This window comes from Pseudomonas japonica, assembly GCF_900188455.1.
Taxonomy (GTDB): Bacteria; Pseudomonadota; Gammaproteobacteria; order Pseudomonadales; family Pseudomonadaceae; genus Aquipseudomonas; species Aquipseudomonas japonica.
In genome coordinates this window covers 307,736-321,507 of record NZ_FZOL01000004.1, presented here as the reverse complement: position 1 = coordinate 321,507, position 13,772 = coordinate 307,736, and the positions used below count along the sequence as shown (strand labels likewise).

Genomic DNA, 13,772 nt, shown 5'->3' with positions numbered 1-13,772 from the left:
CCGAGCCGTGCACATGACGCACCTCCTGGCCGCCCTGCCAGATCGTGAGCAGCGCCGGACGGTCGAGGACCTGGCCGAAGTCGATGGCGGGGTTGCTGCAACTGAGGTCGACGTCGAGGAGGAAGGTTTCGGAGAGCCCTTCGCTGAGGCGGAATTCGACGACTTCGAAGGCGTCGGGGCCGGCGGTGAAGGTGAAGCGCAGGTCGGATTGGGCGGGCATGGATAGTCCTTGTCAGCCCGCTGCCGGGCCAGTTTTCCTTGTATAGAAGAGGAACGACCGGCGCATCGCTGCGCCGGTCGCGGGAGACAATCCGGGGATCAATCCACCTTGACTTTGCGCCAGTCGTCCGAGCCTTCGGTACCGGCGATGGCATGGATCCAGATGATCTTGCGGTAGGCCATGGCGACCTTGACCAGTTGGGTGTAGTCGGACTTTTTCGGGTCCTGGGCGTGAGGCAGCACGGTGTCAATGGCGACGATGGTGGCGTCCACCAGCCGAGTGGTGAAGAAGTGCTCCTGGAATCCATCGATGGAGGTGCGGTACCACTTCACCTCCACGTCCGGCAGCATCTCGCCGTTGGCCAAGGCCTGGTACAGCAGCGGAGTAGCCTTGTTCAGCGACGAGGTGAAGGTGAAGGGTTTGTGTACACGACGCCCCGTGGGCTGGCCACTTTGCGGATCGGTCGGCGTGATGATCAGGTGTTCGATTTCCTGGACCAGGATCTGGTCCTCGTGACCATCCTGATAGACGTTGCCCACCGAATCAGAGGTGGAGGCACCCTCGGTGATGTGGCCCTGGTTCTGGGCGTGGATGCTGATATAGGCAGGAGTCGGCATGGATTGCTTCCTTCTTTCGTTGAGGTGAAGGCCTTGTGGGCCAGGAGCCATCGGTTGATGGCAAATCGAAGCGCGTGGTCAGGTCAGGACCTGAGGATGTAGTCCAGGGACTTGAGCACCTCCCTGGTCGTGCCGGACAGGCTGATGGCGAAATAGAGATAGGCCGCGACCAGGACGACGCCGGCAATGGCCCATGGCGTCCAAAGCGGCCACTGCCGCGTCAGGCGATAGCGGCGTGAGGCGACGTTGTCGGGTGCCTCGGTCAGGCGCTCGGGGGTATCGCCGCGCTGCGCACGGAGAATCCGGTGCAGTTTGGTGATGAGGCCGTTGAGCACGTCCCGGTTGTTGTGCTGCAGGCCGTACTTGCCCTGGAAACCCAGGCACAGGCACAGGTACTTGAACTCCAGGACATCGCGGTAACGCACCACGTCCATCTGCATGCGCGACAGGACGGTGAAGAACTTCTCGCCGCCCCAGGTTTCGTTGTGGTGGTAGCTGAGCAGGGAGCGCTCGCGCCACAGCGAGGCGCGGCCCCACTCGGTGGCCATGACGGCCTCGTCGATGAAGGTACACAGCGCATAGCGGTAGGCAAGCTGGGTGGCACTGTCGTAACCCCGTTGCCGAACCTCTTCGGAGAGGGCGGTGATCTGGTCGCGAACGCTGGCGTAGAGCTTGGGGACGTCACTGCAGCTGTCGAGTCGGCGCAGGCGTATGACCATGCCCAGCAGCGGCTGGGCGGCATCGATCAGGGGGTTGAGGCTGTGGCCGCGCAGTTGGAACTGCAGGTCGGTGTCCTGGTCGATCTGTTTCACCGAGTCGTGGAGCACTCCCTCCTTGTCGGGGATTTCCTCCGACTGTGTGGTGCGCACGACATCGTCGTGCTTGATCGCTGCAGCAGCGGAGCCGGTTGCCGGCTCGTGTGAGCTCGGCTGGTTCTTGTTTATCGGGAAGGTAGTGCTCACGTCATTGACTCCGAATAGCCCAGAACTGCAGCTGCAACTCAGGGAAATCACCGCTGATATGGAAACCGAAGCTGTCGGCGCCCTTGGGCATCAGTTCCTGCCAGCGGGCTGAACTGCGATCGAGCTGGAAGTAGGTGAAGCCGGCATGAAACGGCAGGTGCCTTGGCGCCACGGGCAGCGGACTGAGCGGGATGCCCGGCAGTTGCAGGCGGATACGCTCGAGCAGCTTCTCCTGGGAGGCCACCTTGGCCTGCTGCAGGAACAGGTGACGCATCTGCTCCAGTGGCATGCGCGCCTGCACGGCCAGGATGAAGTCGGCACTCTCCACCAGGCTGCGGTCGTTGACCTGTGCCGTAAGGACGCCATGGGCCTGCCTGACCAGTGGCAGGGACACCGCGCGCGGCTGCAGCACGGTGCCGAGCAGGCGACGCAAGGCCTGCTCCAGCAGCACGAAGGTGTTCCGCGGGTTGTCGTGCTGATACGCCGGGAACTCCGGCGCGAGGCGCCCCTCATCGATGCAGGTGGCCAGCTCGCCGGCGGCCTGGCCACAGGCCAGATAGGCCTCGACGGGGCGCACATCGGGGTCGCGGGCCAGATGACGGAACTGGTGCTGCCAGCGATTGAGGGCCTGCAGCAGGCTGAAGTCGGTGAAGTCCGCGACCCCGGACTGGCCCGGCGAGCCGATGCGTTGCGCGATGCTCTTGGCCCGCTCATGCATCAGCGAGGCGATTTCCTCCATGAAATGCGCCAACGGGCGAATGGCATGCAGGTGCAGCCCGGTGACGTAGAACCCGCTGTCCATCAGCAGGCTGCCGTCGGGCCGCAGATCGAGGATGCGCCCCAGGGCCAGACCGGTGAAGGCGCTGCGGTCGTCGCGTTCCAGGGCCAGTTGCAGATTGGCCACGGCCAGGTCCAGCGGAGCGTGATTGCCCTGGTGACTGTGGGTGTCGCGTACCTCTTCGCAACTCAGCAGGTAGCGGGTATTGCCGTAGCTGTCGGGCCAGCGCACCTGGCCGTTGCCGTCCGAACGCAGCGGCAGGGTGAGGTAGACGGTCTGGTTGGCCGCAGCGGCGTCCGCGATGGTCAGCGGATCCGGTGGCGGCTGGTCATGTGGGATATCGAACGGCGTACCGTCCGGCATGATGCCCCGGGCGCGAGTGATGGCGATCTTGCCGAAGGCGAGAAATTCCTGGTTCAGTTCCAGCTCGCTGAAGCCAAACCAGTAGCGGCTGCCACTGCGGACATTGATGCAATGCTCCAGGTAGCGGGTGGTCTGCTGGAAATGCTGGGGCTGGACGAAGAGGCCTTCGCTCCAGACGACGGGATTGCGGGTGGTCATCGACAGGTACTCGCTTGGGGACTGGCGCAGGCACTGTTGCGCGCGGGTCGGTAGCTTTCATCGGTGATGGCGACGCGGCTGCCCTGCAGCATCACCATGAGGGGGTATTGGCGCCCGCGCGGTTCGATGCGGAACACGTCATGCCAGCGCTCGGCGCCGGGATCGTGGAAGTCGGCCACCACGGCGATGTAGCGCGCCCGTTCATCGACGGCGGTGAACTCGATGAACTTGAACTGGCCGGGTACTAGGATGTAGTCGTCCGAGGCCAGCAGGGTGCTGCCCAGTGCCTTGTCGGGCACGGCGCGCAGCGATTCGGGATTGGCGTTCTCCAGCAGGGAGTCGTCGCGCAGCTGCAGCACGCGAAAAGCGATGGGCGTGGCACGGCTCGGCGTCGTGGCCGCTTCGACAGCCTGGGCCAGGGCCGGTCCGCGGCCGTACTGGCCCAGGTCCGGATTGCCGGTGAAGAACTCATCCTCTGCAGCAGACCGCGCCTGTCCCTGGCGAAGTATCCAGTTGGACGGTACTGGCCCGCGTGATGTCGCGGTGTCGGCAAACAGGGTTTCCGGTTGCGATTTGCCCAGGGTCAGCGCTGGCGCCTGCTCGTCGACGACCAGCCCGGGGATGGCGAGGCGCTGGCGGACGGCAAGGGCACCCAGGGTATTCGGTCGCTCGCTCTCGAGGTGATCGAGCAGACTGCGCAGATGCTCGATCAGCCCTTCCCTGCTCGCACTGCGCAGGTCGACCGTGAACGGCCCCGGCCCCGACGCCAGCGACGCGTCCACAGGTTCTTCAGTCGCGTGACTGAGCGGGTTGGGATTCACATCCGCACTGGCATACAGGCTCAACGCGACCTGCGAGGGCTGGTCGTCGGCTGACCCGACCTGAATGGACGGGTCCATCAGCACCTGGCCAGTCTTCTTGAACACGTTGCCCACGGAGCTGCAGCCGACAAGGGTGGTTGCCGCGAGCAGGAGCGCGATGGCCTGTTTCATCATGACTCCGCGCGCAAGGCCTGGTCGAAGGCCTGTTCGAAGACTTCCCAGAACAGCTTGTCGAAGCCTTGCTGCCGACCGCAGGTCAGCTCGCTGTAATAGTGGCCGTACATCTGCCAGGCCCAATCGTCAGCCTGGGCCTGCCCGCCGAGGGCAGGGCGATAGCGCTCGAACCGCTGCAGCAACTGCTCGGGCGAGAACGCCTGCAACAACGCGGCGAGCCCGGCGCTGATGGCCTTGTGCATGGCGATCTGCTGTCGGCGAATCTGCTCCAGCGACTCCTCGACCGCCGCCGAAGCCGAGAGGTGGACAACGCTGCGCTCGGCGGAAAACAGCGCGCGCACGGTATCCGGGTAGCTTTGCCCAAGGCGCAGCGGGTTGTCTTCGATGGGCTGCAGCGTGCGTCCGGCAAGCGAGATGCGCTGCTGCCCGTCGGGCGAGGGAGCATTCAGGGCACAGAGACCGCGAACCAGTGCAGCCAGTGCGCGTCCCGACTCGTTCAACAAGGCGTGGGCTTGCTGCCCATCGATCGTGCCCACCGGAGCCCCGATACCCTCCACCAGCGGCTCGACCAGACTGGCGGGGTCCACATGACTGGAAAGCTGGCGTTGCAGCCACTCCTGGGCGGCGGGGGACGAGCTGTCCTGGTCCAACATGCGAGGTTCTCCTGGGGTGTGCATGGGAGTGCCGTAAACGGCTTCGAATCGGGTGGTGGAAACATCCGGCTGGGCGGCCAGCGGCGTATGCCCGTAATGCCTGGGATCAAGTGCGCCAGCGGCGTTGCCGTCGCCAGGGGAACCATCGAGTGCCTCGAGGGGATCGAGCAGACCCTGGGGCCGCGGGGGCTCGGCAAGCGCCTGGAATTCAGCCCAGCCCGCGTGTTGCCGGCTGGAGTCGTCGAGTGCGTTCGGCTCGCTGTCCGGCAGCGCCTGCAAGAGTTCCGCGGGCAACTGGCCCGCATCGCCGAACGGCTGATCGCAATCGGCCGAATGACCCGGCCCGCTGCCCAGGTGGACAGAGACCTCGTAGGGTCCGATGCGCAGCTTGTCGCCATCGCTCAACAGAACAAGGCCATCGATGCCGAGCGGTTGCGTCTGGTCGTTGAGCATCGTGCGGCCAGAGCGGTCGATGACGGCAAAGCCTCCATCCTGGTAGCGGATCTCGCAGTGCCGCTCCGACACCCGGCCGTCACGATCGAACAACAGCCAGCTGGCGCCGCGGGAACCGATGCTGCCGCCGCGGGTGTCGAAATCGTGGGCAGGCTGGCTGCCTTGCTGGAGCTCCTGCGGGTTGTTCACTACCAGGCGCAGTGCCGAGTAAGTTGCTGTCATGTGCGTACCGTGAGTCGAACGGGAGGAGGAGTGCGCTGTTGCGGCTGTTCGAGAAAACTGGTCCAGCCGAGCCGGCAACCGGTCTCGTGGCCGAGGTTGAAGGCCGGGACTTCGCTCTCGCGCAGCCTCAGCTCGAGATCGCAAGGGGTCTGGTCGCGCAGCAGATAGGCGACCAGCATGCGCAGGCGCTCGAAGTTCTCGCCGTTGGGCAGAAATTCGCGAAAGCGCGCCTGCGACAAGTTGCCGATGACCAGGGTGAATTTGCAGTGGCGCGTGCGCACGCTCTCGCCAAGGCGAAAACTGTCGCCCAGCTGGCCGTTGCGCAGGCCGAGCCGGGTGCGGTCCTGCTCGGCGATATCGGAGTAACGCAGTTCGAAGTCGCGGACCGAAACGTCCTGCAGGTCGAAGCAATGGGCGATGAGGCCCGCCACCATGGCAGGCGAACGGCTGCGATGAACCACGGCGCCGGCGAAGCTGAGCAGTCGGCTCCAGGCAATGGGCGTGGCACCGCGAATGGCGTCGTCCTTGAGGCCGACCAGGGCGAAAAGCCGCTGTGACAGGCGGTCGCTCGCGCCCGGACGGAAGCGGATGTAGTGGCGATATTTGCGCCAGGCCTGATGCAGCAGGGTCAGCAGGCGATGATTGAAGAAATCGAAGAACGCCGGCCGGATACCCTCGCCCTGCCCCGCTTCATAAGCCAGGCGTTCGAGGTAATACGAAGGCAGCGGCGAGTCGGGGCCATGCATGCCAAGGAAGGCCGCCTGCACCAGGTACTGATGCGGACCCTCACCTTCCAGACGCCGCGCAAGCGCGACATCCGAAGCGGGAAAGCCCAGTGCGGCGGTATTGCCCAGGCGAATGCGCTGTTTTTCGGCAAGGAAGGCTTCGCCAGACTCCAGGTCGTCACCGTGCAAGCCATACAGGCGCTCGAGCAGGCAGAAGAAGTCATGACTTCGCGCCTCGTCGAGCAGGCGATCGCTCAGATCAGGGGCTGGGTGCCGCTGCGCATTGGCCATGCGTAGTGCTCCTGATTGGTGACGTTGGTGGCTTCCAGCACATGGAAGGACGAGATGCTGGCGTACACCGACAGGAAGTGACTCAGGACCGTGCCGAACAGATAGAGGTCTCCTTCACAGGAGAATCCGTCCTGGTCGAGCCTGAGCAGGGTGCGCACGCCACGGATCGGCAGCGCCTTGAACATGCGATCGACGGGGCTGCTGCTCGCTTCCACCAGCCCGCCCAGACGCTTCTGCGTGGCGCGCTGGCGCTGGATGTCATGGTGGGCGACGAAGTCATAGGCACGGATGACGGCCTTCAACGGCTCGGCCGACAGCAGCGACAGGTAGGTGGGCGACAGGTTGGAGATCAGGGTCCAGAGCAGGTCGCCGTCCAGTACCGGACGATACGACGGTGTCGGCGCGGTCAGATTGCGACAGGCGACGAAGGTGGGTATGCCCGGCGTAGGCGTGCAGATGTCGCCTGCCACCAGCGCCAGCGGCAGGTCGCGGTTGCTGCAGGTAAGCGAGAAGGAAACGGTTTCCTCCCGCCCGATGTAACGTTGCTCGTCGCTGCGCACGAACGACACCCGATGCTCGATTCCATCGTCCATCAGCGAACGGTCGATGCGGGTGCGGTAGTAGAGGACCGTCCGGCCCATTTCGAAGTCGAGCTGATGACGAAGGGACTCGAATGGCTGGAAGGTACGCAGCCAGGCGCCAGGCTGACCGGAAGCTTCATTCTTCCAGCCGTCGACGCGATCGATGCTGAAGATCTCGTAGGCATCGGGTCGCTGACCCGCGGGCCGCAGACGGTAGTCGAGCGTCTTGCCGGTCAGTCTCACCGGTTCCGCATCATGCTCGAACAGGTTGACCGCCGGGGCACAATACAGCGCCAGGTCGCTGGTCTGAACGCGGACATCCACCGGCATCGGACGGGTGAAGTTGAACTCCAGACGGATGCGCTGCGTGCTGCTGGAGGGCCACAACGTGCGCAACCCGGAAAGCCCGAAGAAGAAATACCGGCGCGGAAACAGGAAGTACTCCTGCAGGATGCGGTAGCCGTCCAGCGCATTCTTCGGGTAGGGCAGCAATGCCTCGTCGGGACTGAAGCCCGGGAAGACGATCTGGTGGGCGGGGATATGCCTGACCACGCCGTCGCACTCGACACGGACATCCGCCAGGTACCTGGACAGCCACAGATACAGCGTCATGGCGGTGTAATCACTGCCACTCAGATGGAAGTCCAGACGGTCGCAGTCGTAGGTATCCGGCGGGTTCGTGCTCAGCGTGGCGAGGTCCACGCGCACCGTCGACTTCTCCAGCGAATGCGCATCGCTGACCTCGCTGATCTGCAGGGGATAGATCTCGACGTCCGAGCAGGTGCGAAACTCGCATTCCACGCCATCGACGCCGCGCGAACGGACACGCGCACCTCTCGGGATACGCTGGCGGGCCGTGATGGACCGATCCTCGGGCACAAACTGCATGATGGTCGCGCTGGGCAACGAGCGTAGGTAGTTGGGCCACAGCAGTTGCAGCAAGGGATGGGTCAGTTCGGGAAAGTCGTCATCGATTTTCAACCGCAGCCGGGCGGTCAGGAAGGCGAAGCCTTCGAGCAGCCGTTCGACATCGGGGTCGCTGGCCTCGTCTCCGAGAAATCGTGCCAGTTGTGGATTGTTGCGCGCGAACACTCGACCAAGCCGACGCAGATAATCCAGTTCCTCGCGGAACTTGCTCTTCAGCGGCATCCCGCCTCCTTGGCGATTGTCTTCACAACACCTGGATCCTTTGCTGGCGCTGATGCACCAGCAGGTCTATCTCGACCTGCTCGGCAGCATCTGCGAGGGGTACATGGCAGTGCAGGCGAAAGCACAGGCCGAGTGGCTGCTCGTCCGCGGCAAGCGGACGAACGTCCACGACCCGCACCCGGGGCTCATGGAGGGTGAGCATTTCCCGGATCTCCTGGCAGATCTGGTTGCGCAGCTCCAACTGGCCCGCAGCGGCATCGTTCATATCGGGCAAGCCCAAGCCGGGGCAGCTCTGCGAGCTACCCCGACGGGTGTTGAGCAATTGCTCCAGATTGGTCTTGATGGCCAGGATCCGTTCGGCCGCCAAGCCCTGCCGGGAACGCGAACGCCGCGGCGACAGGTTCGGGTCAAGCCGCTGGAACAGGCTTGCCGCCCCTGCCACGGACGTGTTGGCCGGATTCCCGATCATTCCTTGTCGAGCCGACCGACCAGCGACAGTTCGAAGTTGGCGCCCATGTATTTGAAATGCGGACGGACCGACAGCGAGACCTGGTACCAGCCGGGATTGCCGTCGACGTCCTGCACGACGATGTTCGCCGCCCGCAGAGGGCGACGGCTGCGCACGTCGGATGAAGGGCTTTCCTGGTCGGCAACGTACTGGCGGATCCAGTTGTTGAGCTGACGCTCCAGGTCCGGACGCTCCTTCCAGCTGCCGATCTGCTCGCGCTGCAGCACTTTGAGGTAGTGGGCCAGGCGGTTGATGATCATCATGTAGGGCAATTGCGTGCCGAGCATGTAGTTGGTCTGCGCCGCCTGGCCCTCGGGGGTTTTCGCGAACACCTTGGGACGCTGCACCGAGTTGGCCGAGAAGAAGGCCGCGTTGTCGCTGCCCTTGCGCATGGTCAGCGGAATGAAGCCCTCGCTGGACAGCTCGAATTCACGCCGATCGGAAACCAGTACCTCGGTAGGGATCTTGGCCTGGAGCTGGCCGAGGGATTCGTACAGGTGGACAGGCAGATCGTCGACGGTGCCGCCCGACTGCGGACCGATGATGTTCGGGCACCAGCGGTACTTGGCGAAGCTGTCGACGATGCGACTCGCCAGCGCGAACGACGTATTGCCCCAGAGATAGTTGTCGTGATTGCCGTCGATGCTTTCGCGGTAATCGAAGCCGCGCGCCGGGTTCTCGAGAGGGTCATAAGGCTGGCGCAGCAGGAAGCGCGGCATGCTCAGGCCCAGGTAGCGGGCATCCTCGGAGTCGCGCAACCCGCGCCACTTGGTGAAGCGCGGTCCTTCGAAGATGTCCTTCACCTCCTTGAGGTTCGCCAGCTCCTGGAACGACTCCAGATTGAGCATCTCCGGACCCGCGGCGCCGAGAAACGGAGCATGGGCCATGGCCCCGACCGAGGCGACGTAGCCAAGCAGCTTGATGTCCGGAGCCGAAGGCCCGAAGGTGTAGTTGCTGACCATGCAACCGACCGGCAGGCCGCCGAACTGGCCATACCCCGAGGTGTAGACATGACGGTAAAGACCGCTGCGAGTGATGTCGCTGGCCCCTTCGAAGTCGTCCAGCAACTCCGACTTGGTCACATGCAGCAGATCGATGATCGTGTTCTCGCGAAAGTCGGTGCGGTCGACCAGGAACTTGAGACCACGCCAGCCTGATTCCAGGGCCTGGAACCCCGGATGATGCAGGACCACGTCCATCTGCTTGCCGATTTTGGCATCGATCTGCGTCAGCATCTGGTCGACCAGTTGCTTGTTGACTGGCTGCTGCCGGTCGGAAGACTTGAGCATTTCGGCGATGAAAGCCGCCACACCGCGCTCGGCGACGGCGTAGCCTTCCTGGCTGGGCTCGATTCGCGTCTGCGCGAGGATCTGGGCCAGCAGGCCACCTTCATGATGGGAATCCTGTTTTTCGACAGGAGCTGAATGCGCTGTAGTCATGCTCATATCCTTGAAACCTGAATGGGATGGATTGTTCGCCAGGCCGTTCGGCCCGGATCGCCTTCGCCTCAGCTCTGGCTTTCGCCCAGTACCGACTCCAGCTCTCTGGCGAGCTGACCACGCACGGCCTCGTCGCCCAGCATGGCCTGCAGTTGCTTGCGGAACTCCGGCACGTTGCCCAGGGGCCCCTTCAAGGCGACCAGCGCCTCGCGCAGCTCCAGCAACTTGTTCAACTCGGGGATCTGGCGGGCGACGGCATCGGGAGTGAAGTCATCGATGCCACGGAACTTCAGATCGATATCCAGGGTTTCGTCGACGCCGCCCGAAAGTACGTTGGCGACACTTTCCTTGAAGCCGATGTGCTGCTCGGCCATGACGTTGTCGAAGTTGTCCTTGTCGACACGAACCGGGACCCGATCTTCGAGCGCGGCGTCTTCCTCACGCCCGATGAAGTCCCCCGCCACCAGCAATCGCAAGGGAAGTTCAACTTCCTCCTGCTCGCCATTGGTTGCGGGCACGTAGGTGATATTGATGCGCTCCTTGGGAGCGACGGACCCATTTTTATTTGCCATGAACCACTCCTTCGGGAATTCGAACCATGAGTTGGCGCCCATTGCACCGTTGCCGTGCAAACGCGCTGGCCGATGGGCCCGGCGAGATCAATGAAAAGCATCGAAACCGCTGAAAGCAGCGGATCCTGCAACCTCCCGGAACAGCGATGCGCTTTAACACGCACATCAACCCACAAGCGGTGCGAAGACTAGAACAGGCTTCAACAGCAAAAAAATAGGAAGTTTCCTAATCCCCATACAGAAAAATCGTCAGACACTCAGAAATCTCTTCGAATGAAGTTTTCTTAATTACTATCGGAATATTCCTATATACGAGCACCCAAATTTATTGCTTTATCTTCGCGATCCTGCGAGCCCCCTGTAATTACGCCCCGCAGAAATATTTACATACAAAATCGAGAATTGCGTTAACAGTCGTTCACGCAACAAGGAAGTATTTCCCACTTATCAGAGGCGAGTTCCAATACATGGTCACGGTTGATCTGGCTGCGCTGCTAGAACGTCTTAGTCCCTGCTGTCGGCAGGCATTGGAGGAAGCGGGAAACCTGTGCATCGTCCAGCGCGGCGCGGAGGTGACGGTCACTCATCTGCTGACGGCCTTTCTCGGGCAGCCCGCCTGCGATGTGCGCGTCACGCTCAGCCACTCGGGCGTGCCGGTGGATGACCTGCGCCAGGCCCTGGCAAGCGCCATCGACGATCGTGACTCGGGGCACGGCCGATACCCGTCCTTCTCGCCCCTGCTCGTCGATGCGCTGCAGGATGCCTGGCTGCTCAGTTCGGTAGAACTGGGTCAGGCCCAGATCCGTAGCGGCGCGATCTTCCTCGCGGCCCTGCTCAGTCCCGCACGCTACCTGCCCCTGGCGACAATCCGCCTGCTCGACGGCGTCAATCGCGAAGCGTTGCGCAAGCACTTCGCGACGCTCCTGGCGACCTCCGCGGAGTCGCAGGACGCAACGAACGAATCCTCCCCGTCCGCTGCGAAGACAACCGAAGACAGCGCCCTGGCCAGGTTTGGCCATGATTTCACCGCCCAGGCGCGAGATGGACGCATTGACCCCGTGCTGTGCCGCGACGCAGAGATCGACCTAATGATCGACATCCTCTCGCGTCGGCGCAAAAACAATCCCATCGTGGTAGGCGATGCGGGCGTCGGCAAGAGCGCCGTGGTCGAAGGCCTGGCCCTGCGTATCGTGCAGGGCCGCGTGCCCGAGCACCTACGCACGGTGGAGCTGTGGGGGCTGGACCTCGGCGCCCTGCAGGCCGGGGCATCGGTGAAGGGCGAATTCGAAAAGCGCCTGAAGGCGGTGATCGATGAGGTCAGGAACGCTGCCCGGCCAATCATCCTGTTCATCGACGAGGCTCACACCCTGATCGGTGCCGGCAACGTCGCAGGCGGCAGCGACGCCGCCAACCTGCTCAAGCCGGCCCTGGCCCGGGGCGAGTTGCGCACCATCGCCGCGACGACATGGTCGGAGTACAAGAAGTACTTCGAGAAAGATCCGGCCCTCACCCGCCGCTTCCAGCTGGTCAAGCTGGAGGAGCCCGCACCAGAACAGGCAGTGCACATCCTGCGTGGCTTGCGCCCTGTCTACGAGGCATCGCACCAGGTATTCATCGCTGACGACGCGCTGCGCGCCGCCGCTACGCTGGCGAGCCGCTATCTCTGTGGTCGACAGCTCCCGGACAAAGCCATCGATGTCCTCGACACCGCCTGTGCACGGGTGGCGTCCACGCTGGCCGAACCGCCGCGGCAACTCTGCGCGCTGGAGAACGAGCGCCGGCAGATCGACGCCGAATTCACTCAGCTGGAACGTGATGGCCGCGCCGGACGCGTGGTCGCGTCAAGCCGGCTGGACGCTCTGGCCGTGTCCCGCGAGGGCGTGGAGCACGACATCGAGCGACTCCGCGAGACGTGGCAACGGCAAAAGGCGCTGGTGGACGAGATCATTGCCCTGCGGGCGTGCAACGACGATGAAGATGTATCGCGGACGCTGACCGATAAAGTCGCGCAGTTGAGTGAACTCCAGCGCACAGGAGCACTGGTGCACGCCGATGTCGGTGCCGAGCAGGTGGCCCAGGTGATCGCTGACTGGACGGGCATACCGGCCACCACCATCAATAGCGACCAGATGGCGCGCCTGGACAGCTTGCCGACGAACCTGCGAACACGCGTCAAGGGCCAGGGTGCGGCGCTGGAAACCGTATACCGACGCCTGCTCACGGCGCTGGCGGACCTGCGTCGCCCGGGTACGCCGATGGGTGTGTTCCTGCTGGTCGGTCCCAGCGGCGTCGGCAAGACGGAAACCGCACTGGCGGTGGCGGAATCGCTGTTCGGCGGCGAGCAGTTCCTGACCACCATCAACATGTCCGAGTACCAGGAGAAGTTCACCGTGTCGCGCCTGCTGGGAGCGCCGCCCGGTTATGTCGGCTACGGCGAAGGAGGCGTGCTCACCGAGGCCATTCGCAGGCAGCCCTATTCGGTGGTGCTGCTGGACGAGGTGGAAAAAGCCCACCCCGAAGTACTCGACCTGTTCTACCAGGCCTTCGACAAAGGCGAGCTGAACGATGGCGAAGGCCGGCGTATCGATTGCCGCAACGTGTTGTTCTTCCTGACCTCCAACCTCGGCTTCGACCAGAACGACGATTTGCTGAACGACCTGGATGGCGATGCGTTGCGCCAGCACCTCATGGGCTTCTTCAAACCGGCACTGCTGGCGCGGATGCAGATCGTTCCCTATCGCTACCTGGACGAAGAGGTACTCGACGAAATCATCGACGGCCGCCTGCAGCGCTTGCAACAGCAACTTGAGCAACGCCATGAGGCCACGCTGGCAATCGCCGACGCCGCACGCCATGAACTGCGCGCACGTTGCGCACGGCATCGCAACGGGGCGCGCATGCTCGATGCGAGCATCGATGGCGAGCTGCTCCCGCCGCTGTCGCTGGCGGTACTGCAATGGCTGTCTCGCGGCGACAGGATCCGGCACGCGGAGCTGGACTGGAACGGCGATGCGTTCACGGCAACCTTGACCTGATGCTGGAGGAC

General features: G+C 63.5%; 12 protein-coding genes. 1 reads left to right on the top strand and 11 read right to left on the bottom strand.

Going from position 1 to position 13,772, the window contains the following annotated elements:
- The 11 genes from CHB99_RS07785 to tssB all read right to left on the bottom strand — a co-directional run.
- On the bottom strand, positions 1-220 hold a 220-nt coding region (locus CHB99_RS07785; RefSeq protein WP_346426408.1), incomplete at its 3' end, for a contractile injection system protein, VgrG/Pvc8 family.
- Between the two features lie 98 nt (positions 221-318).
- The gene (locus CHB99_RS07780) at positions 319-837 is read right to left on the bottom strand and encodes an Hcp family type VI secretion system effector (RefSeq protein WP_042129372.1); all 519 of its coding nucleotides are present in this window, start codon (positions 835-837) and stop codon (positions 319-321) included.
- Between the two features lie 83 nt (positions 838-920).
- Complete coding sequence (icmH, locus tag CHB99_RS07775) at positions 921-1,799, bottom strand: type IVB secretion system protein IcmH/DotU (RefSeq protein WP_052419545.1); 879 nt, start codon at positions 1,797-1,799, stop codon at positions 921-923.
- A 1-nt stretch (position 1,800) separates the two neighbouring features.
- Entirely contained in the window at positions 1,801-3,138 is a 1,338-nt protein-coding gene (gene tssK / locus CHB99_RS07770) for a type VI secretion system baseplate subunit TssK (protein WP_042129375.1), read from the bottom strand.
- Positions 3,135-4,130, bottom strand: coding sequence for a type VI secretion system lipoprotein TssJ (tssJ, locus tag CHB99_RS07765; protein ID WP_052419546.1), 996 nt, complete (start codon positions 4,128-4,130; stop codon positions 3,135-3,137). The genes tssK and tssJ overlap by 4 nt, the downstream gene beginning before the upstream one ends.
- Entirely contained in the window at positions 4,130-5,461 is a 1,332-nt protein-coding gene (tagH, locus tag CHB99_RS07760) for a type VI secretion system-associated FHA domain protein TagH (protein ID WP_042129377.1), read from the bottom strand. The genes tssJ and tagH overlap by 1 nt, the downstream gene beginning before the upstream one ends.
- Positions 5,458-6,477: a type VI secretion system baseplate subunit TssG gene (tssG, locus tag CHB99_RS07755; RefSeq protein ID WP_042129379.1), complete on the bottom strand. Its 1,020-nt coding sequence runs from the start codon at positions 6,475-6,477 to the stop codon at positions 5,458-5,460. The genes tagH and tssG overlap by 4 nt, the downstream gene beginning before the upstream one ends.
- Positions 6,441-8,207: a type VI secretion system baseplate subunit TssF gene (tssF, locus tag CHB99_RS07750; protein WP_042129382.1), complete on the bottom strand. Its 1,767-nt coding sequence runs from the start codon at positions 8,205-8,207 to the stop codon at positions 6,441-6,443. Before tssF ends, tssG begins: the two co-directional genes overlap by 37 nt.
- Before the next feature lie 22 nt (positions 8,208-8,229).
- Positions 8,230-8,676, bottom strand: coding sequence for a type VI secretion system baseplate subunit TssE (gene tssE, locus CHB99_RS07745; RefSeq protein WP_042129383.1), 447 nt, complete (start codon positions 8,674-8,676; stop codon positions 8,230-8,232).
- Positions 8,673-10,154 carry a type VI secretion system contractile sheath large subunit gene (gene tssC / locus CHB99_RS07740; RefSeq protein WP_170946364.1) on the bottom strand — a complete coding sequence of 494 codons (1,482 nt, stop codon included), beginning with the start codon at positions 10,152-10,154 and terminating at the stop codon, positions 8,673-8,675. Before tssC ends, tssE begins: the two co-directional genes overlap by 4 nt.
- A 68-nt stretch (positions 10,155-10,222) precedes the next feature.
- Positions 10,223-10,726 carry a type VI secretion system contractile sheath small subunit gene (gene tssB, locus CHB99_RS07735; protein WP_042129387.1) on the bottom strand — a complete coding sequence of 168 codons (504 nt, stop codon included), beginning with the start codon at positions 10,724-10,726 and terminating at the stop codon, positions 10,223-10,225.
- Positions 10,727-11,193: 467 nt separating this feature from the next.
- On the opposite strand from tssB, the gene tssH reads away from it, so the two are divergent.
- Positions 11,194-13,761 (top strand): type VI secretion system ATPase TssH, encoded by a 2,568-nt coding sequence (gene tssH, locus CHB99_RS07730; protein WP_042129389.1) that lies wholly within the window; start codon positions 11,194-11,196, stop codon positions 13,759-13,761.
- The last annotated feature ends 11 nt before the right edge of the window (positions 13,762-13,772 follow it).

Bases quoted from the DNA above. Each gene is read 5' to 3' on its own strand.
- CHB99_RS07780 (WP_042129372.1), bottom strand. From the start codon at position 837: ATGCCGACTCCTGCCTATATCAGCATCCACGCCCAGAACCAGGGCCAC.
- tssK (WP_042129375.1), bottom strand. From the start codon at position 3,138: ATGACCACCCGCAATCCCGTCGTCTGGAGCGAAGGCCTCTTCGTCCAG.
- tssJ (WP_052419546.1), bottom strand. From the start codon at position 4,130: ATGAAACAGGCCATCGCGCTCCTGCTCGCGGCAACCACCCTTGTCGGC.
- tagH (WP_042129377.1), bottom strand. From the start codon at position 5,461: ATGACAGCAACTTACTCGGCACTGCGCCTGGTAGTGAACAACCCGCAG.
- tssG (WP_042129379.1), bottom strand. From the start codon at position 6,477: ATGGCCAATGCGCAGCGGCACCCAGCCCCTGATCTGAGCGATCGCCTG.
- tssF (WP_042129382.1), bottom strand. From the start codon at position 8,207: ATGCCGCTGAAGAGCAAGTTCCGCGAGGAACTGGATTATCTGCGTCGG.
- tssE (WP_042129383.1), bottom strand. From the start codon at position 8,676: ATGATCGGGAATCCGGCCAACACGTCCGTGGCAGGGGCGGCAAGCCTG.
- tssC (WP_170946364.1), bottom strand. From the start codon at position 10,154: ATGACTACAGCGCATTCAGCTCCTGTCGAAAAACAGGATTCCCATCAT.
- tssB (WP_042129387.1), bottom strand. From the start codon at position 10,726: ATGGCAAATAAAAATGGGTCCGTCGCTCCCAAGGAGCGCATCAATATC.
- tssH (WP_042129389.1), top strand. From the start codon at position 11,194: ATGGTCACGGTTGATCTGGCTGCGCTGCTAGAACGTCTTAGTCCCTGC.